Source organism: Lentzea sp. NPDC092896 (assembly GCF_044754905.1).
Classification (GTDB): domain Bacteria; phylum Actinomycetota; class Actinomycetes; order Mycobacteriales; family Pseudonocardiaceae; genus Lentzea.
In genome coordinates this window covers 180,625-203,374 of sequence record NZ_JBIVPX010000005.1, presented here as the reverse complement: position 1 = coordinate 203,374, position 22,750 = coordinate 180,625, and the positions used below count along the sequence as shown (strand labels likewise).

The 22,750-nt window shown below is 69.1% G+C and carries 19 protein-coding genes and 1 pseudogene; 3 read left to right on the top strand and 17 right to left on the bottom strand.

What is annotated here, in order from left to right:
- The 8 genes from ACIQF0_RS25530 to ACIQF0_RS25495 all read right to left on the bottom strand — a co-directional run bounded on the left by ACIQF0_RS25530 (position 1) and on the right by ACIQF0_RS25495 (position 9,228).
- Positions 1–774, bottom strand: a complete 774-nt coding sequence (locus ACIQF0_RS25530; protein WP_401033123.1) for an SGNH/GDSL hydrolase family protein — start codon at positions 772–774, stop codon at positions 1–3.
- A 53-nt stretch (positions 775–827) separates the two neighbouring features.
- The gene (locus ACIQF0_RS25525; RefSeq protein ID WP_360031973.1) at positions 828–1,838 is read right to left on the bottom strand and encodes a hypothetical protein; all 1,011 of its coding nucleotides are present in this window, start codon (positions 1,836–1,838) and stop codon (positions 828–830) included.
- 445 nt (positions 1,839–2,283) lie between these two features.
- Entirely contained in the window at positions 2,284–4,095 is a 1,812-nt protein-coding gene (gene aspS / locus ACIQF0_RS25520) for an aspartate--tRNA ligase (protein ID WP_360031975.1), read from the bottom strand.
- Positions 4,096–4,161: 66 nt separating this feature from the next.
- On the bottom strand, positions 4,162–4,539 hold the full coding sequence (locus ACIQF0_RS25515; protein ID WP_401033121.1) for a hypothetical protein: 378 nt from the start codon (positions 4,537–4,539) through the stop codon (positions 4,162–4,164).
- The gene (locus ACIQF0_RS25510; RefSeq protein ID WP_401033119.1) at positions 4,536–5,567 is read right to left on the bottom strand and encodes a hypothetical protein; all 1,032 of its coding nucleotides are present in this window, start codon (positions 5,565–5,567) and stop codon (positions 4,536–4,538) included. The genes ACIQF0_RS25515 and ACIQF0_RS25510 overlap by 4 nt, the downstream gene beginning before the upstream one ends.
- 60 nt (positions 5,568–5,627) lie before the next feature.
- Positions 5,628–6,797 carry a S8 family peptidase gene (locus tag ACIQF0_RS25505; protein WP_360031980.1) on the bottom strand — a complete coding sequence of 390 codons (1,170 nt, stop codon included), beginning with the start codon at positions 6,795–6,797 and terminating at the stop codon, positions 5,628–5,630.
- Between the two features lie 119 nt (positions 6,798–6,916).
- A complete protein-coding gene (locus ACIQF0_RS25500; RefSeq protein WP_401033117.1) occupies positions 6,917–7,990 on the bottom strand; it encodes a S8 family peptidase in 1,074 nt (357 codons plus the stop codon).
- 77 nt (positions 7,991–8,067) lie between these two features.
- Positions 8,068–9,228 carry a S8 family peptidase gene (locus ACIQF0_RS25495; protein ID WP_401033115.1) on the bottom strand — a complete coding sequence of 387 codons (1,161 nt, stop codon included), beginning with the start codon at positions 9,226–9,228 and terminating at the stop codon, positions 8,068–8,070.
- Between the two features lie 180 nt (positions 9,229–9,408).
- Here ACIQF0_RS25495 and ACIQF0_RS25490 point away from each other — a divergent pair, with 180 nt between their 5' ends.
- Positions 9,409–10,314 (top strand): hypothetical protein, encoded by a 906-nt coding sequence (locus tag ACIQF0_RS25490; RefSeq protein WP_401033113.1) that lies wholly within the window; start codon positions 9,409–9,411, stop codon positions 10,312–10,314.
- On the opposite strand, the gene ACIQF0_RS25485 is transcribed toward ACIQF0_RS25490, so the two are convergent.
- The 8 genes and pseudogenes from ACIQF0_RS25485 to ACIQF0_RS25450 all read right to left on the bottom strand — a co-directional run bounded on the left by ACIQF0_RS25485 (position 10,254) and on the right by ACIQF0_RS25450 (position 19,481).
- The gene (locus ACIQF0_RS25485; RefSeq protein ID WP_401033111.1) at positions 10,254–11,057 is read right to left on the bottom strand and encodes an alpha/beta fold hydrolase; all 804 of its coding nucleotides are present in this window, start codon (positions 11,055–11,057) and stop codon (positions 10,254–10,256) included. The two genes, ACIQF0_RS25490 and ACIQF0_RS25485, sit on opposite strands and share 61 nt — an antisense overlap.
- Positions 11,058–11,070: 13 nt before the next feature.
- Complete coding sequence (locus ACIQF0_RS25480; protein WP_401033109.1) at positions 11,071–12,210, bottom strand: acyl-CoA dehydrogenase family protein; 1,140 nt, start codon at positions 12,208–12,210, stop codon at positions 11,071–11,073.
- Positions 12,207–14,039, bottom strand: a complete 1,833-nt coding sequence (locus tag ACIQF0_RS25475; protein ID WP_401033107.1) for a biotin carboxylase N-terminal domain-containing protein — start codon at positions 14,037–14,039, stop codon at positions 12,207–12,209. The genes ACIQF0_RS25480 and ACIQF0_RS25475 overlap by 4 nt, the downstream gene beginning before the upstream one ends.
- Positions 14,040–14,044: 5 nt before the next feature.
- Positions 14,045–15,595 (bottom strand): acyl-CoA carboxylase subunit beta, encoded by a 1,551-nt coding sequence (locus tag ACIQF0_RS25470; RefSeq protein ID WP_401033105.1) that lies wholly within the window; start codon positions 15,593–15,595, stop codon positions 14,045–14,047.
- Complete coding sequence (locus ACIQF0_RS25465; protein WP_401033103.1) at positions 15,595–16,707, bottom strand: acyl-CoA dehydrogenase family protein; 1,113 nt, start codon at positions 16,705–16,707, stop codon at positions 15,595–15,597. The genes ACIQF0_RS25470 and ACIQF0_RS25465 overlap by 1 nt, the downstream gene beginning before the upstream one ends.
- Positions 16,704–18,175: pseudogene (locus tag ACIQF0_RS25460) on the bottom strand (acyclic terpene utilization AtuA family protein). The gene ACIQF0_RS25465 and the pseudogene ACIQF0_RS25460 overlap by 4 nt, the downstream one beginning before the upstream one ends.
- 47 nt (positions 18,176–18,222) lie before the next feature.
- Positions 18,223–18,957: a TIGR03084 family metal-binding protein gene (locus tag ACIQF0_RS25455; protein WP_401033102.1), complete on the bottom strand. Its 735-nt coding sequence runs from the start codon at positions 18,955–18,957 to the stop codon at positions 18,223–18,225.
- Positions 18,954–19,481: a TetR/AcrR family transcriptional regulator gene (locus tag ACIQF0_RS25450; RefSeq protein WP_401033893.1), complete on the bottom strand. Its 528-nt coding sequence runs from the start codon at positions 19,479–19,481 to the stop codon at positions 18,954–18,956. The genes ACIQF0_RS25455 and ACIQF0_RS25450 overlap by 4 nt, the downstream gene beginning before the upstream one ends.
- Before the next feature lie 127 nt (positions 19,482–19,608).
- Here ACIQF0_RS25450 and ACIQF0_RS25445 point away from each other — a divergent pair, with 127 nt between their 5' ends.
- Together ACIQF0_RS25445 and ACIQF0_RS25440 are read left to right on the top strand one after the other, a co-directional pair.
- Positions 19,609–20,340 (top strand): putative protein N(5)-glutamine methyltransferase, encoded by a 732-nt coding sequence (locus tag ACIQF0_RS25445; protein ID WP_401033101.1) that lies wholly within the window; start codon positions 19,609–19,611, stop codon positions 20,338–20,340.
- Positions 20,341–20,359: 19 nt separating this feature from the next.
- Positions 20,360–20,707, top strand: coding sequence for a nuclear transport factor 2 family protein (locus ACIQF0_RS25440; protein WP_401033099.1), 348 nt, complete (start codon positions 20,360–20,362; stop codon positions 20,705–20,707).
- Positions 20,708–20,767: 60 nt separating this feature from the next.
- Here ACIQF0_RS25440 and ACIQF0_RS25435 read toward each other — a convergent pair whose 3' ends face one another.
- On the bottom strand, positions 20,768–22,744 hold the full coding sequence (locus tag ACIQF0_RS25435) for an intein-containing Rv2578c family radical SAM protein (RefSeq protein ID WP_401033098.1): 1,977 nt from the start codon (positions 22,742–22,744) through the stop codon (positions 20,768–20,770).
- Between the last annotated feature and the right edge of the window lie 6 nt (positions 22,745–22,750).

Here is a 22,750-nt window from a genome sequence, read left to right as displayed (position 1 = left end):
TCAGAGACGGCCGGTGTCGGCGGGGAGCACTTCCCCCGGCATCGGCCCGATCGTCTCGGCCGCCTCGTCGGCCCACAGCAGCGGAAGCAGGTCGGCGCCGCGCTTCCACAGCCACGGAATCCCCTTGAGCATCAGCCACGCCATGTGGTGCCACACCGTCAACTCGCGTCCGCCGGAACACTCCAGACTGACCTCGCCGAACTGGAGCCCGGCCGCGCGCAGTTCGGCCGCGAACGCCCGCGCCAGCATGCGATGCCCCCGCTCCGACGGGTGCAGCCGGTCGACGGCCCACGTGTCCAGCTCGTAGGCGCCGGGCATCGTGTGCAGGTCGACGCACCGCACACCGTGCCGTGCGACCACGACGTCGACCACGCGGTTGTACTCGTCGATGCGGTCCTTGAGCACCCGCCGCAACCGGCCCGGCAGCTTGAACACCCGGCCCTGGTCGTGGAACCGCACGGTGACGACGGCGACCCCGGCCGCGGTCAGCTCGCGGCAGACGTGGTCGAGGTCCTCGTGCATGCGCCGCACGGAGAAGTCGGACCGCAGCGTGTCGTTCACCCCGGCGATGACGACGGCCGCGCTGGGCTTGTCGCGCAACGCCTGCGGCAGCTGGGTGCGTCTGACGTCGGCCAGCCTGGCACCGGAGGCCGCGTGGTTGCGATAGCCGTTGTCCGAGTAGGCGGACGAGAGGATCGGGCCGAAGCCACGCCATCCGCCGGGCACGAGGTCGCCGATCCCGACCGCTGTCGAGTCACCTAGTAACACCAGCACGCGGTTCAGGATCAGCTGGCCCGGTGATCCGGGAATGACCGTGCGGGAACGGTTCAGCGAAATGCTGGGTAAAGCGGGAGTTCGAGCACCTCAGGGCCGTAGCGGTCGGCCAGTGCCCCGATCACCGCGTCGGCGTGCGACGCGACCGTCTTCTCGCCCAGCAGCAACGCGTCGGACCTCAGCCGGATCCACCGGCCGGTCAGCACGACGCTGCGCGGCGGCGCGTTGACCACGTTGGGCATGGGCTTGGAGAGCGCTCGCCACGTCGCGAGCCACACCCACAGCAGCTGGGCTTCCAGCAGCCGCGGTAAGAACACCGCGTCGTCGTCCATCTCGGGCCACACCGACCCGACCTCGGCGCGCCAGGCGGCGACCATGGCCTCGGACATCCCCGGCGGCAGACCCCAGCCGCACCAGCAGGACGGGAACGGCACGCGCAACGCGGCGGCGTCGAACACGATGTCGCGGACGCAGCCGCCCTCGAAGTCGACGAACCGGACACCACGCGAGGTGACCAGGTGGTTGTCCGGACAGGAAGTGGACGGGCTGAAGGCACGGCGCCGCGAGGTGCTGAACGCCCGCGCGGACTCGGCGGCGAACTCGATGGCCTGCGGGGACGTGCCGACGCCCAGGGTGGACTCGAGCAACGCCGGTAAGCCCGCGATCGCCGCGTGCACGTCGACCGCGATCGGGTCCTGGCAGCACTGCGCGCCGGCCCTGCGCATCAACGCGTCGAAGTCCGCGTCACGGCCCGCCGTCGTGGCGTGCAGGCGGCCCATGGCGTGTGCCCACGAGAGCAGGCCACGTTCTGCGGCGCGCGCGTCTGGCGCGTGCAGCTTCTCGGACAGCCGCGGCGCACGGCCCAGGTCTTCCAGCACGACCAGACGCGTCGCCGCGTCGTGGGCGAAGAGTTCCGGGGTGGCGCGCTCTTCGGCCGGAAGAGCGGTGAGCAGCTGGTGGCTGACGGCCTCGTGCGCCCACGGGTCGCGATCGCCGGTCCCCGCGGGATAGCGCTTCACGACCAGCGTGCGCGGCATGGAGAACGGCGAGGAGGCGACTCTCACGCGAATGACGACGGAACGACCGGTACCCCCGAGAGTCTCGGGGTCCGCGAGGCGCACCTGTGCGCCCAGTCTTCTGGTCAGTACGCGTTCAGCCGCCCCGACAGCGTCTGCGATCTCAGGTGAAGTCGTGTCGGGAGGGCCCGCGGTGATCTCCACGCTCATCCCCTCCGACCCTACTCCCCAAGTCCGTGAGCCGGACCGACGCTAATCCGGCCAGACTGCGACCACCACTACTCGTTGATAACGGCTCGCGCTGTTTCCGGATCCCCTCCGACGTGTGGACGTGTGGAAACACCTTCCGTTGCCCACTACGTGCCGATCAACCCGAACGATCGCCGCCCTTGGGTCAATACCGATCAAGTAGCTGCCCGATCGGGCGAACGGGTCTCATGTTCTGGGACGCGCGGAGGCACCCAGCAGGTTGCCTCCGCGCGCGAAAAGATCGTTAAGCCTTCTGCTCGGCCTTCTCGGCGGTCTTCTCGGCCGCCTTCTCCTGCGGCTTCGCGTCGACGCCGGCCTCCTTGCGCTGCAGCGCCGTGATGGGAGCCGGAGCGGCCGTCAGCGGGTCGTAGCCGCCACCCGACTTCGGGAACGCGATGACCTCGCGGATCGAGTCGGCACCGGCGAGCAGCATGCAGAGGCGGTCCCAGCCCAGGGCGATGCCGCCGTGGGGCGGCGCGCCGAACTTGAACGCGTCGAGCAGGAAGCCGAACTTCTCCTGCGCCTCCTCGGCACCGATGCCCATGACGTTGAACGCGCGCTGCTGCACGTCCGCGCGGTGGATACGAATCGAGCCACCGCCGAGCTCGTTGCCGTTGAGGATCACGTCGTAGGCGTAGGCCAGCGCGTTGCCCGGGTCGGACTCGAAGTTGTCGATCCACTCCGGGGTCGGCGAGGTGAACGCGTGGTGCAGCGCCGTCCAGTTGCCGCCACCGACCGCGACGTCGCCCGCGTCGAGCTTGTCGACCGACTCGAACATCGGGAAGTCGACGACCCACGCGAACGCCCAGGCGTTCTCGTCGATCAGGCCGACGCGGTGCGCGATCTCGACGCGAGCGGCACCCAGCAGGGCGCGGGCGTCCCGCGGGTCGCCCGCGCCGAAGAAGATGCAGTCGCCCGCGTTGGCGCCGACGGCCTTCGCGAGACCCTCGCGCTCGGTGTCGGTGAGGTTCTTCGCGACCGGGCCGCCCAGCGTGCCGTCCTCCTGGACCAGCACGTACGCGAGGCCCTTGTGGCCGCGCTGCTTGGCGAACTCCTGCCACGCGTCGAGCGTGCGGCGCGGCTGCGAGGCACCACCCGGCATGACGACGGCACCGACGTACGGCGCCTGGAACACGCGGAACGTCGTGTCCTTGAAGTACTCGGTCAGGTCGGTGAGCTCGAGCTCGAAGCGCAGGTCCGGCTTGTCCGAGCCGTACTTCGCCATCGCGTCGGCGTAGGAGATCCGGCGGAACGGCAGCGGCAGCTCGACGTCCTTGGTCTCCTTCCAGATCGCGGCGAGCAGCTTCTCGGTCAGCGCGATGACGTCGTCCTGCTCGACGAAGCTCATCTCGATGTCGAGCTGGGTGAACTCCGGCTGGCGGTCGGCGCGGAAGTCCTCGTCCCGGTAGCAGCGCGCGATCTGGTAGTAGCGCTCCAGGCCACCGACCATGAGCAGCTGCTTGAACAGCTGCGGCGACTGCGGCAGCGCGTACCAGGAACCCGGACGCAGTCGCGCCGGCACCAGGAAGTCACGCGCGCCCTCGGGGGTGGAACGGGTCAGCGTCGGCGTCTCGATCTCGGAGAACTTCTCGCCGTGCAGCACCTCGCGGGCGATGCGGCTGACCTCGCTGCGCAGCCGGATGGCCTTGGCCGGGCCGGAGCGGCGCAGGTCGAGGTAGCGGTGCTTGAGGCGGGCCTCCTCGCCGGGCTCCACGTCGCTCTCGACCTGGAACGGCAGCGGCGCGGCCTCGTTGAGGACCTCGAGGTCGGTCACGTAGACCTCGATGGCGCCGGTGGAGAGGTCGGGGTTCTCGCTGCCCTCGGGACGCTTGCTCACGTCGCCGGTGACCTTGATGACGTACTCGCTGCGCAGCCGGTGCGCGCGCTCGGCCATCTCGCCCTCGCGGAACACGACCTGGGCCACCCCGGAGGCGTCGCGAAGGTCGATGAAGATGACACCGCCGTGATCCCGCCGGCGAGCGACCCACCCGGTGAGGGTGACGGACTGCCCGGCGTGCTCGGCCCGGAGTGATCCGGCCTCGTGCGTGCGCAACACGGTGGTGGCTCCTTGTAGACGAAGTCAGCTTTGCCGTCAAGGCTAGCCGGAGCCACCGACAGATTTTCACGCAGGGCTTTCTCGCTGCGGAGATGATCTCTCCAGCACCGGTTTCGCCTTCGCCCACGCCGCGTGCCACCCGGCGTCGACCTGCTCGGCGTCCCCCCACTCCGCGATCCGGTGGATCAGGTCGAGCAGCCGCGCTCTCGGTTCCGGCGCGAGCGACGGCAACACTTCGACGAGGAACGGCAGCACCGCCGTGGCGGCCCCGCACACGAACCCGCCTTCCTCGTGGACGGTCCGGTCGAGATCCGTGATGGCCCGCGCGACCACCTCGGGATCGTCGGACAGCAACGCCCGCACATGACCAGGCGTGTCCAGCGCGGGACCGTAGGCGTGGTCGACCGAGTGCCACGCGACGTCGTCCAGTCCCTCCAGCGTCATCCCAGCTCCAGCAGCACCGACGTGGCCAGCGTCGAGACCTTCTGCCCCAGCGACGTCACACCGTGGTCGTGCACCCTCTCCGCGACGAGGTCCCGGTACTCCCGAGCCCCCGCGACGCCGGTCAGCCACACCGCGAACGCCCGGAGCCGCACGTCCGGATCGGCGATCCACACCGGCACGAACGGCACGACCAGACCCACGTCGGTGGTGTCGCGTTCGAACAGCCGGCGCAGGTAGTCGAGCGCTTCGGTCCGCCACGGCAGCACGTCCACCAGCGCCAGCACGAGGTCGATGCCGTCGAAGTCCTTGGGACCCACCAGCCAGAGCACGTGCTCCAGCACCTCGTCGTAGCCCATCTCGAACGACCCGGTCGCGAGGAACAGCTCCAGGTCCCCGGTCAGCCCGCGCAGGATCACGTCGGCGTCCGGCCTGGTCGCCGCCGACACGAGCAGCCGCGCCAGCGGTTCGTCACCGGAGACCGTCAGGTCCCGCAACCACCGCGCCGCCGCCTCGTCGCCGCGCCCGGCGAACTCCGTGGCGACGATCACCAGGCACAGCCGCGTGGCCGGATCGAGCTCCTCCTCCCACCGCTGGGACAAGGCGGGCAGCACGAGCGCGCTGTCCCCGCGCCCTTTCCCCAGCACGAACAACACGCCCCGGCGCACGCCCGCCGAGCCGTGGTCGAGCAGAGCCAGCAACGCCGGTTTCGAGGCCTCCCAGGCGGCCGGCCAACTCGGGTGCACTCCGTCGGAGCCGCTGCCCCCGGCGACCGCGATCGCCCCGCACAGGTTCTCCAGCAGCCACTCGCGGCTGGGTGTGTTGTCGTGCGCGACCAACTCCAGCAGGAACGGCCACGCCGCCGCCGTCGCCTCGCTGACCTCGGACTCGTCCCCGGTCAGGTGCCGCACCAGTTCCTCGTGCGGCTCGACGGAGGTCCTGGCCTGCCTGAGCAACCTGGGAAGGTCGTCGGCGTACCCGTCGTGACTGCGCAACCGGTACCAGTCGATGCCCTTCAGACCCTCCACCATGGACCCAACAATAGGAAAAGGGCCGCGACCGGGGTCGCGGCCCTTCTCTCAACGCTCAGCTCACGCGGTCGGCGCGAGGTACAGCAGGCGGTTCGGCGAACCGGAGCCCGGGTTAGTCACCTTCGACGGCGTCGACTGCGCGACCAGGTACGAGGCGACCTGGGCCGGCGTCGCCGCGCGGTTCGTCGAGAGGTAGCGAGCGGCCGCACCCGCGACGTGCGGGGTGGCCATCGACGTACCGGAGATGGAGTTGGTGGCGCTGTCGGAGGTGTTCCACGCCGACGTGATGGCCGAGCCCGGCGCGAAGATGTCCAGCACCGCGCCGTAGTTCGAGTACGACGCGCGGGCGTCGGTGCGCTCGGTGGCGCCCACGGTGATCGCCTCGGCCACACGGGCCGGGGAGAACGTGTTGGCGTTGGCGTTGGAGTTGCCCGCCGCCACGGCGAACGTGACGCCCTTGGCGATGGCGTTGCGCACGGCCGTGTCGAGCGTGGCGTTGGCGCCACCGCCCAGCGACAGGTTGGCGACAGCCGGCTTGACGGCGTTGGCGCCCACCCAGTCGATGCCGGCCGCGACGCCCGCGAGGGTGCCGGAGCCCGCGTTGTCGAGCACGCGGACGGCGACGATCTTCGCGGCCTTCGCGACGCCGTACTGCGAGCCCGCGATGGTGCCGGCGACGTGCGTGCCGTGGCCGTTGCCGTCCTGCGCGACGTTGTCGTTGTCCACGAAGTCACGGCCGTTCGAGGCGCGGCCCCCGAACGTCGAGTGGCTGATGCGGACACCGGTGTCGATGACGTACGCCGTCACGCCGGAACCGGTCGAGGTGTAGCTGTACTTGGCGTCCAGCGGCAGGTTGCGCTGGTCGATGCGGTCGAGACCCCAGGACGGCGGGTTCGTCTGCGTGGCCTGCGTGTGGACGACCTGGTCGGCCTCCACGAACTCGACCGACGGGTCGGCCGCGAGGCGCTTGGCCTGCTTCTCCGTGAGCTTCACGTTGAAGCCGCCGAAGGTCTTGTACTCGCGCTCGACCGTGCCGCCGAAACGGGAAGCGAGGGCGTGCCCGTTCGCCTTGCCTTCCTTCAGCTTCACGATGAAGCTGCCGGCGATCTTCTCGGGTGCGTTGAGGGACAGCACCTCGCCCTCCGCGGCGGAGGCGTTGGGAACCATCAGAACCGACATGGCGAGAGTGGCCACGCCGGCGCCGGCCAGGAACCGGATCTTTCGCGTCATGATTCGCTTTCCGTTCTTTGCAGGGGAACGAAGCGCTTTCGACGTTATGGAGAGATCCGGTTCCTGCCAAGGGTGTCTTAAGGTTTAAGACGGCCTTGCATTGCCGGACAATTCACCTTTCACAGGGATGGCGGCCAGTAAAGGATACGAGTGACGGGTGGCGTCCCCGGAGTGCCCGTGGTAACCAGCGCGCGCTCGACCTGCGCGGGCGTGGCGGCACGGTTGCGTTCCAGGAACCTGGCCGCGACACCGGCCGCGTGCGGTGCGGCCATGGACGAACCGCTCAGCACGTTGGTCGCGGTGTCGGAGGTGTTCCAGGCAGAGGGAATGCTCACGCCGGCCGCCCAGATGTCCACCAGGGGCCCGTAGTTCGACGACGAGGACTTGGTGTCGTTCTGCGTCAACGCACCCACGCAGATCGCCTGCGAAACCCGTTGCGGCGACGAGTTCCCCGGGTCGGTGTTGCTGCCGCCGGCCGCGACCGTGTACGAGACGCCGGAGTCGATCGACTTCTTCACCGCCGTGTCCAGCGCCGCGGAAGCGCTGCCGCCCAACGACATGTTGGCCACGGCGGGCTTCACGGCGTTGGTCGTCACCCAGTCGACGCCCGCGATGACACCGGAGATCGTGCCGGAACCGGATCCGTTCAGCACCCGCACGCCCCACACCGTCGCGTGCTTCGCGACGCCGTACTTGGTGCCCGCCGCGATGCCGGCCACGTGCGTGCCGTGACCGTTGTCGTCCTGGGCGATCGCGTCGTTGTCGACGGTGTCCCAGCCGTTGCGCGCCCGGCCACCGAAGTCCGTGTGCGTCACACGAAGACCGGTGTCGATCACGTAGATGTTCACGCCACGACCGGTGGTCGTGTACTCGTAACGCTGGTCGAGCGGCAACGCGCGCTGGTCGATCCGGTCCAGCCCCCAGGGCGGGTCGAGCTGGACGCTGTTGGCGTGCACGATCCCGTCACGCTCCACTGAGGACACGTTCGGGTCTGCCTTCAACGCGCGAAGCTGCGCCGATGTCAGCCGGGCGCTGAAACCGTTCAGCACACTGGTGTACCGGTGCTCGACGGCACCGCTGAACGACGACACGGCGCCGTCCTTCAGCACCACGATGTACGACGACGTGGCCGCGGACGCCGGGGCGACCACGACCGTTGCCGCGAGGGCGACGACTGCCAGCAGGGCTCTCACAGGCAGACTTCCTTTCATTTGCAGGGAAAACGGCCCCGGCTCGCAGGGAGCCGGGGCCGCACATCTCAGGGTCGCGCTCAGCTGGTCGGGGCCCAGTACAGGAGCCTCGTGGTCGTGTTCGCTCCGGGGTTGGTCACCTTGCCGTTGGTGGCGTTGGAGGTGATCGCGGTCGCCACCTGGGCGGGCGTCACGGTCGCGTTGCCCTGCAGGTACCGGGCCACCACGCCGGCGACGTGCGGCGACGCCATCGAGGTGCCGGAGATGGTGTTCGTGGCCGTGTCACTGGTGTTCCACGCGGACGTGATGCCACCACCGGGTGCGAAGACGTCCACCACGGGACCGTAGTTGGAGAACGAGGAGCGGGCGTCCGTGCGCTCGGTGGAGCCCACGGTCAGCGCCGCCGCCACACGCGCGGGCGAGGTGTTCGCCGCGTTCGTGTTGGAGTTGCCCGCCGCGACGGCGAACGTCACGCCGCGCGTGATCGCACCCGACACGGCGTTGTCGAGGGAGGTGTTGGCGCCGCCGCCGAGCGACATGTTGGCGACAGCGGGCTTGACGTGGTTGGACGCCACCCAGTTGACGCCCGCGACGACACCGGCGATGGTGCCGGAGCCCGAGTTGTTCAGCACGCGGACGCCGATGATGTTCGCCTGCTTCGCGACACCGTGCAGCGTGCCCGCGACGGTGCCGGCGACGTGCGTGCCGTGGCCGTTGCCGTCCTGCGCGACGGCGTCGTTGTCCACGAAGTCGTAGCCGTTGCGCGCCCGGCCGCCGAAGTCGCGGTGCGTGATGCGGACACCGGTGTCGATGATGTAGGCGTTCACGCCGGCGCCGGTGCTGTTGTAGGTGTAGCGCTGGTCGAGCGGCAGGTTGCGCTGGTCGATCCGGTCGAGACCCCACGACGGCGGGTTGACCTGCGTGGCCTGGGTGCTGACGACCTGGTCGCGTTCCACGTACTCGACCGAGGGGTCAGCGGCGAGTCTGCGCGCCTGCGCGTCGCTCATCTTGACCGAGAAGCCCTGGAAGACGGTGTCGTAGACGTACCCGATCTGGCCGCCGAACCGGGAACCGAGAGTCTGCGCGCTCGCGGTGACCCCGTTGTCCTTCAACTTGACGATGAAGCTGCCCGCGATGTTCTCACCTGGTGACACCCGGATCTCGCCCACCGCGGCGGTAGCGGGTGCCGCGAACGCGGCGATCATGACCGCCGAGCCCAGCAGAGTTGCGGTCTTGCGCATTGTGTAGTCCTGTTCGTCGCAGGGATGCTCCGGAACCGAACGAGGGCTATTGGCGGCGTAATAGTCCCGAGATCTGAACCTGCCGAGTTTCGAACCCGGACAAAACCGCCGATCGGCTGTACCGCGTTCTCTTTGCTGCCGATAGCCTTCCGACCTTGACTCCGTGAAACCGGAGGAGCGATGCTCACGATTTACCCACCGCGCGAGGAGCTCGCCGACCTTCTCGTGACGGGTCCCTTCGCGGACGCGTTGCGGGTCGCGATCCAGGTGCGGGGCCTCAGCCTGGAACGGTTGCAGCACCGCCTGAAAGTGCGGGGCGCGCCGATCAGCGTGACGGCGCTGAGCTACTGGCAGTCGGGCCGGCGCAGACCCGAGCGGCCGGAGTCGCTAACGGCGCTCGCGCACCTGGAGAACGTGCTCGGGCTGCAGGACACCGCCCTGAGCCGCCTGCTGGGCCCACCTCGGCCGCGGGGCCGTTCCCGCAGGCGGGAGCTGTCGTCACGGGCGCCGTGGGACGGTTCCGGCCTGCTGCTGACCGCCCAGCACGACCGGGTCGACGTCGCGCCCTGCGGTGGCGTGCGCGGCATCCGCTCACGGCAGGTCCTGCAGGCCAGTTCCGCCAATGTGGACCGCTGGATCCTGTGCCAGGAAACGGGTTCCGCGCAGCCCGCGCTCACCGCCGTCCGTTCCTGCCGGGTCGGCCGGATCGCGCGGGAACGCACGAACGGCGTGCTCGTCGCGGAGCTGTTGTTCGACGAACCGATCTCCGCCGGAGAGTCGATCGCGATCGAGTACGAATTGATCTATCCACATCCAACCGTCGAGCACACGCATTTCCGGCGGTTCGGCGAACGCGTGCACGACTACGTCCTGGAGATCAAATTCCCGGCGGAGTCCCCGCCCGCGTCCTGCGAACAATTCTCGTCCGGCCCGGCCGGTGCGGAAATGTCCGGCGGCGTCCGCCCGGCCCCCGTGGACGAAGGGGGCTACGCGCACGCCGCCGCGCTCGACTTCGGCCCTGGCCTTTACGGAATGCGCTGGACCGCCGCCGCGAACGCCTCGGGGTCGTCCACCCAGGGGAAGTGACCGGCGCCGGACTGCACGGCCAGCGTCGCGCGCGGGAACAGCTTCGCGTACTCCTGCGCGCGGTTCGGCGGCAACGCCACGTCGAACTCGCCCGCGACCAGAAGTGTTGGCACGTCGAGGTTCCCGAGCCGCTCGCAGACCTGCCCCGGATCGAACGCGCCCTCGGCGTAGTACTCCTGGGCGGCCTCGGGGTTGCGGGGGTGGTCGTCCAGCGCCCGCGCCGCGTCGTCCCAGCGGCCGTGCCAGAACGGGCTGATCTTCGCGAACGCCTCCGGCGTGAAGTTGCCCGCCCAGATCTCCTCGAACCCCTTGATCGCCTCGGCGTACCAGGGCTCACCGCTGCGCTGGAGCGCGACCTCGCGGCGGTCGTCGTCGGTCACCTCGATGCCGACCACGCGCGGACTGGGCGCGACGAGCACGAGTTCCTTGACGTGCCGCGGAAACCGCGTCGCGTACAGGATCGCGAGAGTGCCGCCGGCGGAGTGGCCGAGCAGCCGGATCTGGTCGAGGCCGAGGTGCTGTCGCAACGCCTCGACGTCGTCGACCTGGTGATCGACGCGGTAGGCCTGAGCCGGTTCGGAGTCGCCGGTGCCGCGCAGGTCCAGCCGGATCACGTCGTCCAGCGGCAGACCGGCCAGGTACGACGACGCCTGCATCGGACCGCCGGGCAGCACGACCAACGGGTCGTCGGCCTCGCCGTGGTAGGCGAGGCCGACACCGTCTGAAGTTGTGAAAGTCCCCATGTCCCGCAGTGTGTCAGTAGGAACGCGGAAGCTTGAGCGAGTTTTGCGCGACGAAGTTGAGCACCATCTCGCGCGACACCGGCGCGATGCGGGACAACCGGGACATGCCGAGCATCGACGCCAGCCCGAACTCGGAGCTCAGCCCGTTGCCGCCGTGCGTCTGAATGGCCTGGTCGACGGCCGCCGCGATCGCCTCGCCCGCCGCGTACTTGGCCATGTTCGCGGCCTCGCCTGCCTCCTTGTCACGCCCGGAGTCGTAGAGCGCGGCGGCTTTCTGCGTCATCAGCCTGGCCAGCTCGATCTCGATGTGGATCTTCGCCAGGGGGTGCGAGAGGCCCTGGTGCGCGCCGATCGGGCGGTCCCAGACCTGGCGTTGCCGGGCGTACGCCACGGCCTTGCTGATCGCGAGCCGTGCCGACCCGGTCGCCATGCTCGCGCCCATGATCCGTTCGGGGTTGAGACCGGCGAAGACCTGCAGGAGCCCCTGGTCCGGCGAACCCACCACGGCGTCGGACGGCAGCCTGACGTCGTCGAAGAACAGCGTGAACTGCTTCTCCGGCGCCACCAGGTCCATCTCGATCTGGTGGTGGGTGAAGCCCTCGGAGTTCGTCGGCACGACCACGAGCACCGGCCCGGTCGCCTGGATCGCGACCACGAGCACGGCGTCGACCTCGTCGATGCCGGAGATGTAGGTCTTGGTGCCCTTGAGGATCCAGTCGTCACCGTCGCGCCGGACGTGCGTCTTCAGCTTGTGCGAGTTGGACCCCGCGTCCGGCTCGGTGATCGCGAACGCCATCTTCAGCGTGCCGTCCGCGAAACCGGGCAGCCACTTCGACTTCTGCTCGTCCGTGCCGAACCGGGCGATCACCGTCGCGCAGATCGCCGGCGACACCACCATGAGCAGCAACGGACATCCCGCCGCCGCCAGCTCCTCGCACACCGCCGCGAGGTCACCAATGCCACCGCCACCGCCGCCGTACTCCTCGGGCACCGCCACCCCGAGGTAGCCGAGCTTGCCCGCCTCTTCCCACAGCTCGGTGGTCTTCTCCCCCGCCCTCGACTTGGCGATGAAGTAGTCATGGCCGTACTTCGCACCGAACTCGGAGACGGCCTTGCGCAGCGCGATCCGCTCTTCGGACTCGACGAAACTCACGATTCCTCCACTACGGCCAAAACGTCGCCTGCGTTGACCTGTTGTGCCTGCTCGACAAGGAGTTCGGTGACGGTGCCCGCGTTGTTCGCGAGCACGCGGTGTTCCATCTTCATGGCCTCCAGCACCAGGAGTTCGGCACCGGCTTCGACCACATCGCCCTGCCGCACGCTGACCCTGACCACGGTTCCCGGCATCGGCGCGACGGTCGCGCCAGGGACGAGCCTCGTCTCCGGTTCGGGGAACCGCGGGACGACCTTCAACGACAGCGACCCGCGCGGCGAGTCCACCTCGACCAGATCCCCGTACCGGGCGACCTGGAACGGGGTCCGCACGCCGTCCAGCTCCAGCGCGACCACGCCGGGAGTCGCCTGCGCGGGGTCGTACTCGACCTCGACGAGCTCCTCGCCGAACAGGAACCTCGCCTTCGGCTGCTGCGACCGCACGTTGCGCCAGCCCAGCGGCAGGTGCCCGATCCGGCGACTCGCCGCGAGCGCCAGTGCCGCCGCGCGCGCAAACGGTTGCGGGTCAACGGTTCGAGTGAAGTCGTGCTCGGTCAGGAACCCGGTGTGCGTGTCACCGTTGAGGAAAGCCTCGTGCCCGAGGATGTCCACGAGCAGTGCGCGGTTCGTGACCAGGCCGTGGATCTGCGCGCTTTCCAACGCCGTCGCGAGCTTGCGCGCGGCGGCCCTGCGCGTCGGCGCGTAGGCGATCACCTTGGCCAGCATCGGGTCGTAGTGCACGGAGACCACGGAGCCGTCCTCGACACCGCTGTCGAGCCGCACGTCACCGTGCACGTGGAACCGGTGCAGCGTGCCGCTCGCCGGGCGCCAGTCGTTCGCCGGATCCTCGGCGTAGAGCCGGACCTCGATCGCATGCCCGCGCGGTTCTGGCACCTCCAGCGGCAGCCGAGCACCCTCGGCGATCCGGAGCTGCCACTCGACCAGGTCCACGCCGTGCACGAGTTCGGTGACCGGGTGCTCGACCTGCAGGCGGGTGTTGACCTCCAGGAAGTGGAAGTCCTCGCCCTTCAGCATGAACTCGACGGTGCCCGCGCCGACGTACCCGATCGACTCGGCCGCCGCCGTCGCAGCGGCGAACAAACGCTTGCGGACATCGTCGCTGACCGCCGGACTGGGCGACTCCTCGACGATCTTCTGGTGCCGGCGCTGGATCGAGCACTCGCGTTCCCCGAGCGCCCAGACCGTGCCGTGCGTGTCGGCCAGGATCTGCACCTCGACGTGCCGCGCGTGCTCCAGCAACGGCTCGCAGAACACCGTCGGGTCGCCGAACGCCGACTCGGCCTCGCGCCGCGCACTCGCCAGGGCGTCCGCGAACTCGGCCTTCTCCCGCACGATCCGCATGCCCCGGCCACCACCGCCGGCCGACGCCTTGATGAGCACCGGAAATTCGCTGACGGTCTCCGGGTCGAGCTCCGGCAACGTCGGCACGCCCGCGGCGGCCATCCGCTTCTTCGCGGCGACCTTGGAGCCCATCGCCTCGATCGAGTCCGGTTCCGGCCCGACCCAGGTCAGTCCCGCGGCCTGGACCTTGCGCGCGAAGTCGGCGTTCTCACTCAAGAATCCATAGCCGGGGTGAACGGCGTCCGCACCGGCCCTGGTCGCCGCCTCGACGAGCAGATCGGCACGCAGGTAGGTCTCGGTCGGCGACGCTCCCGGCAACCGCACCGCGAAGTCGGCCTCCCGCACGTGCGGCGAATCGACGTCCGGGTCGGAGAACACCGCGACCGTGCGGATCCCGTTGTCCTGACAGGTGCGGATGATCCGGCGGGCGATCTCACCGCGGTTGGCGATCAGCAGAGTCTTGATCACGGGGCTCACATCCGGAAGACGCCGAAGCCGTCGGCGCCCTTGATCGGTCCGCTGTGGACAGCGGAGAGGCAGAGGGCGAGCACGGTCCTGGTGTCGCGCGGGTCGATCACGCCGTCGTCGTAGAGCTTCCCGGACAGGAACGGCGCGAGCGACTGCTCCTCGATCTGCGCCTCCACCATCTTGCGCATGGCGGCGTCGTGCTCCTCGTTGTACTCCTGCCCCTTCGCCATCGCGGCCTGCCGCCCGACGATCGACAGCACGCCGGCGAGCTGCGCTGGCCCCATCACGGCCGACTTGGCGTTGGGCCAGGTGAACAGGAAGCGAGGGTCGTACGCCCGGCCGCACATGCCGTAGTTGCCGGCACCGTACGAGGCGCCCATCGTGATCGTCAGGTGCGGGACCCGGCTGTTGGACACGGCGTTGATCATCATCGAGCCGTGCTTGACGATGCCGCCCTGCTCGTACTGGGCGCCGACCATGTAGCCGGTGGTGTTCTGCAGGAAGACCAGAGGCGTGTCGCTCTGGTTGGCGAGCTGGATGAACTGCGTGGCCTTCTGCGACTCCTCGCTGAACAACACGCCGCGCGCGTTGGCGAGGATGCCGACCGGGTAGCCGTGGACGCGGGCCCACCCGGTGACGAGGCTGTTGCCGTAAAACGGCTTGAACTCGTCGAACTGCGACCCGTCGACCAGCCGCGCGATGACGTCCCGCGGGTCGAACGGCACGCGCTGGTCCTCGGAGACGACGTCCAGGATGCTGTCGGCGTCGAACTTCGGCTCCTCGATCGCGGCCGGTTGCGGCCCGAGCTTGCGCCAGTTCAGCCGCGCGACGACCCGGCGGGCGAGCCTGATCGCGTCGGTCTCGTCCTCGGCCACGAAGTCCGCGAGCCCGGACGTGGCGCCGTGCATGGTCGCGCCGCCCAGCGACTCGTCGTCGGAGTCCTCCCCGGTCGCCATCTTGACCAGCGGCGGACCGCCCAGGAACACCTTCGAGCGGTCCTTGATCATGATCACGTAGTCGGACATGCCCGGCACGTACGCGCCGCCGGCCGTCGCGTTGCCGAACACCGCCGTGATCGTCGGAATGCCCGCTGCGGAAAGCCTCGTCAGGTCGCGGAACGCCCGCCCGCCGGGGATGAAGATCTCGCTCTGCGTCGGCAGGTCCGCGCCGCCCGACTCGACCAGACTGACCAGCGGCAACCGGTTCTGCAACGCGATGTCGTTGGCCCGCAACGACTTGCGCAGCGTGTACGGGTTGGACGAGCCGCCGCGCACCGTCGGGTCGTTCGCGACGATCACGCACTCGACGCCTTCGATCCGCCCGATGCCGGTGACAACCGAAGCGCCGACCGGGAAGTCGGTGCCCCACGCGGCGAGCGGCGACAGCTCCAGGAACGGGCTGTCCTCGTCGATGAGCAGTTCGACCCGTTCACGGGCCAGGAGCTTGCCGCGCTTGTGGTGCCGTTCGACGTACTTCGGCCCACCTCCCGCGAGCGCTTTGGCGTGCTCGGCGTCCAGTCCCGCGATCTTCGCGAGCAGCGCCTCCCTGTTGCCCATCAGGCGAACCCCAATCGTCGTGCCGCGAGCTCGGTCATCACTTCACTCGCCCCGCCCCCGATGCCGAGGATGCGGGCGTCCCGGTAGTGACGCTCCACTTCGGACTCCCGCATGTATCCCATGCCTCCGTGCAACTGCACCGCTTCGTCGACCACCTCGGAGCAGGCGTCCACGGCGGCGTTCTTCGCGAAGCAGACCTCGGTCACGCAGTCCTCACTGCGGTCGATCCGCGCCGCGACCTCGCGCGTGTACGTCCGCGCCAGGTCGATCTTCTGCGCCATCGCGGCGAGCTTGTGCCGCACCACCTGGTTCTTGATCAGCGGCTTGCCGAACGTCTCGCGGTTGCGCGTCCACTCGACGGTCAGGTCCAGCGCCCGTTGCGCCGTCGCGTAGGCCTCGACCGCCATCGTCACGCGTTCGACCTGGAACTGCTGCATGATCAGCGCGAACCCCTGGTTCTCCTCGCCGACCAGGTTCGCCACCGGCACCCGCACGTCGTCGAAGTGCAGTTCTGCGGTGTCGCTGCAGTGCCAGCCCATCTTGTCGAGCTTGCGGCGGGTGAACCCGTCCTCGATCACCAGCAGCGAGATGCCCTGGTAGCCCTCGCCGCCGGTCCGCACCGCGGTCGTCACGAAGTCCGCCCGGCACCCCGAGGTGATGAACGTCTTCTCGCCGGTGACGACGTAGTGGTCGCCGTCCCTGACCGCCTTGGTCCTGATCGCCGCGACGTCGGACCCGGCACCGGGCTCGGTGACCGCGAGGCTGCCGATCTTCTCGCCCCGGATCGCGGGCTTCGCGAACCGCTCGATGAGGTCCTCGTTGCGCGACTGCCAGATGTGCGGAATCGCGATGCCGAGCGTGAACAACGCGGCCATCACACCCGACGACCCGCCGTTCTGGATGATCTCCTCGGTCAGCGCCACCGAGTCGAGCAGGTCGCCGTGCTCGAACCCGATGCCGAGCAGGTCGAGCTCGGCCGCCTTCTTGTGCAGCTCCCGCGGAACCTCGCCGTCGCGTTCCCACTGGCCGAGGTGCGGCGCGATCTCCCTGCGGGTGAAGTCGCGGACGAGCGCCCTGAGCTCTTTCCGCTCGTACAGGTCCTTCGTGATCACAGGAGCTCCTCGGGGATCTCTACTTCCCTGCCGCGCAACCACTCACCCAGCGCCTTGGCCTGCGGATCGAACCTCGTGCTGCTCGCGACCCCGTCGCCGAGCAGGCCGTGCAGCACGAAGTTGAGCGCCTTGAGGTTCGGCAACTCGTACCTGCTTACCTCGGTCGCCTCCGGCAGCAGTTCCTTCAGCTTCTCGGTGGTGAGAAACCCGTTGAGCCACTCGAAAGCCTCTTCACTGCGCACCCACACGCCGAGGTTCGCGTCGCCGCCCTTGTCGCCGCTGCGCGCGCCGACGATCGTTCCCAGAGGCTTCTTCACAGCAACACCGCCTTGGCACTGACCTCGTCGCGGCGCACGTACGCGGCCTTGTAGACCCCGAACGGCGTCCCGTCACCGGGCGGTGCCGTCACGTGGAACCCGGGATAGCTCGCCAGCGCCAGCTCGATCGCCGCCCGGCTGAAACCCTTGGCCCGCTTCAGATCCGGCGTCTTGATCGTGACGTGCAGCAACGCGCTGGCCTGCTCTTCGGTGGCCGCGTCCTGCTGATCGGTCCGGGCCAGCGTCCAGGTCAGTCCCTCGGTTCCGATGGCGTCGTGCAACTGCCGCCGCACCAGGTCGGCCTTCTCCTGAACATCGAGTCCGGTGAGGACGAACGTCGTGGAGTTCCTGAACCCGCCCAACGTGTTCAGGCAGACCTTCAGCGTGTCCGGCGGCGGACTCCCCTTGACACCACTGATCCTGACCCCGCGCTCGTGCTCGTCGAGCCGAATCGTGTCGAAGTGCGTCGTGACGTCCGGCCCCAGGTACTCCGGCGCCCCGATCTCGTACAACAACTGCGCCGTGACGGTGTCCGTGGTGACCGCGCCCCCGGTGCCGTCGTGCTTGGTGATCAGGCACGACCCGTCCTCGTCGATCTCCGCGATCGGAAACCCGGGCCGGGTCACGTCGATCTCGGTGAAGAACGAGTAGTTCCCGCCGGTGGCCTGCGTCCCGCACTCCAGCACGTGCCCGGCGACCGTGGCTCCCGCGAGCCGATCCCAGTCGTCGCGCGCCCACCCGAAGTGCGCGGCAGCAGGCCCGACCACCAGACTCGCGTCCGTGACGCGCCCGGTGACCACGACCTGCGCACCCTGGTCGAGGCACTCCGCGATCTCCCACGCGCCCAGATAGGCGTTGGCGGTCAAGGCTTCCGGGAACCGCGCCTTGAGATCGTCACCCGTGACGTACCCGACCTTGGCGTCCAGCTTGCGCGCGAGCCCCTCGGGGTTCAGCCCGCCGGCGTTGACGACGATCTTGACGCCCTGGTCGAGCGCCAGTGCCAGGCAGTCCTCCATCTGCCGCAGGAACGTCTTCGCGTAGCCCAGCGACGAGTCCTTCATGCGGTCACGGCCGAGAATGAGCATGGTCAGCTCAGCCAGGTAGTCGCCGGTCAGAACGTCGAGGTGACCGCCCTCCAGCTGCTCGCGCATGGCGGAGAGCCGATCCCCGTAGAAGCCGGACGCGTTGCCGATCCTGATCACCGGCCACCTCCGGGCGGGCCCGCGAAGGCCTGCGCGATCGGCACCCACTCCTCCGCGACCGGGCCCGAAGCCTCGATCGCGAGCTCCTTGCGGTTGCGCCGTTGCGTCACCAGCCACGCGAAGTCCAGTGCCGGCCCGGACACCCGGTTCTCGGCGTCCTCCGGACCCCAGGTCCACGACTGTCCGCCCGGCCCGGTCAGTTCGACCCGCACCTCGGCGGCGGGCGCCGCCAACCCGTTGAGCAGGAACGCGAACCCCATGGTCCGCACCCCGATGTGACACACGTGCCTGATCCGCGCGGTCGGCTCCCGCACCACCCCGAGCGCGTCGGCGACGTCCTGCCCGTGCGCCCAGGTCTCCATGATCCGCGCGGTCGCCATCGAGGCGGGGCTCATCGGCGGCCCGAACCACAGGATCTTCCCGGACGCCTGCGCGAGGTGCTCCAGCAACGACTTCCGGCTGTCCCGCCACAGTTCCAGCAGGTCCGGCAGCGCCGCGCCCTCCGCCGCCGTGCGGTCGACGATGTCGGCGGTCAGCGGCTGCGCCTGGAACGCCTCGGGATCGGTGATGGCGAGGACCGACGCCCTGTCCGTCCACATGAGATGACCGATCTGGTGCGCGACCGTCCAGCCCTCAGCCGGAGTCGGCACCGTCCAGTCGTCCGCCGCCGACACGATCTCGTCGAGCGAACGGGACTCGGCGTCGAGATCGGCCAGCAGTTCGGTGATCACAGCTGTTCCTCCAGCATCCGCGCCCAGTAGCGCACCACGTGCGCCCGGCGCTTGGCGTCGTCGGCGAGCTGGTTGGCGAGCGCCAGCCCGCGCACGAGATCCAGGGTTGCCTGCACCGCGTCCTTCACACCCGGTTCGGTGTCGTCCACGTCGAGCAGTTCCAGCGCCAGCCCGTACACCTCGCGGCCCAGCCGCGCCTGCAGCTCCAGCACCTGCTCGCGCAGCTCCGGGTCGGTCCGCGCGGCCACCCACAGCTCCAGGGCCGCGGTGAACAGGTCGCTGGCGTGGAAGTCCGCGATCAGCTCCACCACGGCGTGCGTGGTCTTCTCAGCGATCTCCGCGCGCCGCTTGAGCACCTCGACGCTCTCCGCGCCCACGTGCTCCACGGCCGCCGCCACCAGCTCACCGCGCGTGCGGAAGTGGTGCAGCTGCGCACCGCGCGACACCCCCGCGCGTTCGGCCACCTCGGTCGTCGTCGTGCCGGACCAGCCTCGTTCCACCAGACACTCGACGGTCGCCTCCATCAGCTTCCGCTTGGTCTCGCGGCTGCGGTCGGCCTGGCGCTGCCTCGTCTCCACGCTCCCGAGTGTTCCGCCGAACAAACAAACAGTCAAGCCTGCTTGTAAATACCGCTGCTAGCGTCCGGCAGCGATGAGCATCGTGGAACGACTGCGGGCCGCCGGCTGCGTTTTCGCCGAAGAAGAGGCCGCACTGCTGCAAGAAGCCGCCCGCGACGACCAGCACCTGGAAGAGCTGGTCAGGCAACGGGTCGACGGGCTGCCGCTGGAGCACGCCGTGGGCTGGGCGATGTTCTGCGGGCAACGGATCGTGGTGACCAAGGGCGTCTTCGTCCCGCGCCACCGCACCGAACTGCTGGTCGACCTCGCCACCGACCTGAAGCCCGCCCTGATCGTCGACCTGTGCTGCGGATCAGGCGCGGTCGGCGCGGTGCTGCACCACCGGCTGCCCACCGCCACCGTCTACGCCGCCGACATCGACCCCGTGGCCGTGGCGTGCGCGCGCCAGAACCTCACGAACGTGTTCGAGGGAGACCTGTTCGACGCCCTCCCCGCGCATCTCAAGGGCCACATCGACGTCGTGGTCGCCAACGTGCCGTACGTGCCGACCGACGACATCCGGTTCATGCCCGCCGAAGCCCGCGACCACGAGGCACGGGTGGCGCTCGACGGCGGCGAGGACGGCCTCGAGGTGATGCGCCGCGTGGCAGCGCAGGCAGCGACCTGGCTCCGTCCCGGCGGGCACCTGCTGAGCGAGACCAGCGAGCGCCAGGCACCCGCCGCACTCCAGGCCTTCACCGCCGCAGGACTCGACGCCAAGCTCGTGACCAGCGAGGACACCACGGCAGTGGTCGGCAGCGCCTAACTTCCGTACAATGTACGGTATGGCGTACGACGAGGTCATGCAGTGGTTTGCGAAGTGGGACGAGCTCGCGGTCGAGGGCGACGTCGAGGCGATGGCCGACATGGCCCTGTTCCCGATCAACACGGTCACCGACGGTTCAGCCACGTCGTGGGACCGCGAGACGTTCCTGAAGGAGATGGGGGCCCAGCTGGGCGGCGAGGTGCAGATGGAGTCCACCAGGACGCCGCACTTCATCAACGACAACCTGGTCTTCGTCATCACGGACGGCACGATCAACGGGATGACGGTCCGCTACGGCGACCTGCTCACGAAGGTCGGCGGCGAGTGGAAGTTCCAGACGATGGCCCAGGGCGGTTGGGCCGAATAACCGCGAAGGACACCCTGGGGAAGAGGGTGCTCCACGCTCCGAAGGTCACAGCAGGGACGATCACAGCAGGGTGAGTTGTTCCTGATCCACGCGCGGCGCCGGTACACCCACCGGCAGGCTGCCGTCGGGCCACACGCCGTCGTCGTCACCGGGCACCCCGGTGACGGCCTCGGTGGGCCGCCCACGCGGCGTCAGTCCGTGCTTCTCGATCAACGGCACGACCCGAGCCGCGAGCCGGGCGCGATACCGCTTGTCCACATAGGACCCGCGCCCGTAGAGGTACCGGTACGTCTCGACGAGATCCGGGTGCTCGCGGCGAAGCCAGGCAGCGAACCACTCCTTGGCTCCCGGACGCAGGTGCAACGGCAGCACGGTGACACCGGTGGCACCGGCCGCCGCGATCTGCTCCAGCAGGAAGTCGAGCTGTTCGATGGAATCCGTCAGCTCGGGCAGCACCGGGGCCACGAACACCCCGCACGGTAAGCCGGCCTCGCGCACCTTCCGCACCAGATCCAGCCGGGCGGCGGGCGTCGGCGTGCCAGGCTCCAGCGACTTGTGCAGGTCCCGGTCCATCAACGCCAGCGACACCGCGATCCCGACCGGCACCACCTGCGCGGCGGCCGAGAGCAGCGGCAGGTCCCGTGCCAGCAGCGTGCCCTTCGTCAGGATCGAGAAGGGCGTGCGGGAGGCGGTCAGCGCCTCGATGATCCCTGGCATCAAGGCGTACCGCCCCTCCGCCCGCTGGTACGGATCGGTGTTCGTGCCGAGCGCCACGTGCTCCTGCTTCCACTTCGAGGAGCGCAGCTGGCGCGACAGCACCTCCCCCGCGTTGACCTTGACGATGAGCTGGTTGTCGAAGTCCTTGCCGGTGTCGAGGTCCAGATAGGAGTGCGTCTTGCGCGCGAAGCAGTTGTGGGACACCACTCCGTTGGCGATGAAGTCCGCGGTGCCGGTCGAGATGTCGTAGAGCGTCATCTCCCCCAACGGTTCCACGGACACGACGCCGAGCGGCTGCTGCGACTTGATCGCCACGCCGTCGATGTCGCGCTTGCGCGTGATCGCCGGGTCGACGGTGTGGAAGAAACGCAGGTTCTCCCGCAGTCCGCCGCGCAACCGCACGACCCGCACGCCACGACGGCGGCGCAGTTCCTCGATCGCGAAGTCGAAGTCGAAGTGCTTGAGAGCCAAGCAGATCGCTTCCAGAACGGTGGCGTTGCGCGTCGACATCCGCAGGATGCTGCGCGAGCAGGTCCCGAGGTAGTCGAACGCGCCGGCCAGGAATCCCTTGAGCCAGTCGGGGTTCGGGGCTATCTGCCAGTGCGCGAGCTCGCGCACTTGGGGCAGAAATCCCCTCCCTTCTCGCACACCGAAGTAGTCGAGATACTCCCGGGTGCGGTCCATGGCCTCGATGTCGGCCGCGGGGATGCGGATCTCGTGCTCGTCGTCCACCATGCCGCGCAGGTAGCCGCGGCGGTAGTCGTCGGTCACGGCGGGCTGCTCGACGAAAGCCCCCGTGCCCATCAGCTTGTTGCCGGTCGTGAGGTGCGGACGACGGCCAGTGCCCGCCGTTTCGCCCGTCACGTGCTTCCAGCCGCGGTCGGTCAGGAAGCGGTGGTCACCCGAGGCGACCACGGAGGTGCCGTCCTCCAGCGTCAGCCGGTACGCGGTCTTGCGCGTCTCCCAGTGCGCCAGCACGGTCGTGAGCTTGTAGCGCCGGTAGTTGCCGACCAGTTCGGTGCCGTAGATCTCATCGCCCTCCCGGATCTCGGACAACGGCTTGGTGCGGCCGTTGCCCATGAGGATCGGCGTGTCACCGGCCAGGCAGTAGGTGCAGGCGTGTGAGCAGCCGCGATACGGGTTGACCGTCCACGAGAAGGGCAGCGACGAACCCGGCACTCCGTTGAGCACGGATTTGGCGCGGACCTCGTGGAACACCACGTCCGCGAACTCAGGAGTTCGTACGCTGCGCACCAGTCCCGGTAGCCCCGGTAGCGCCTGCTGCGGCTCTGCCTCGAGTTTCTGTCCGTCCCATCGCACACCTCG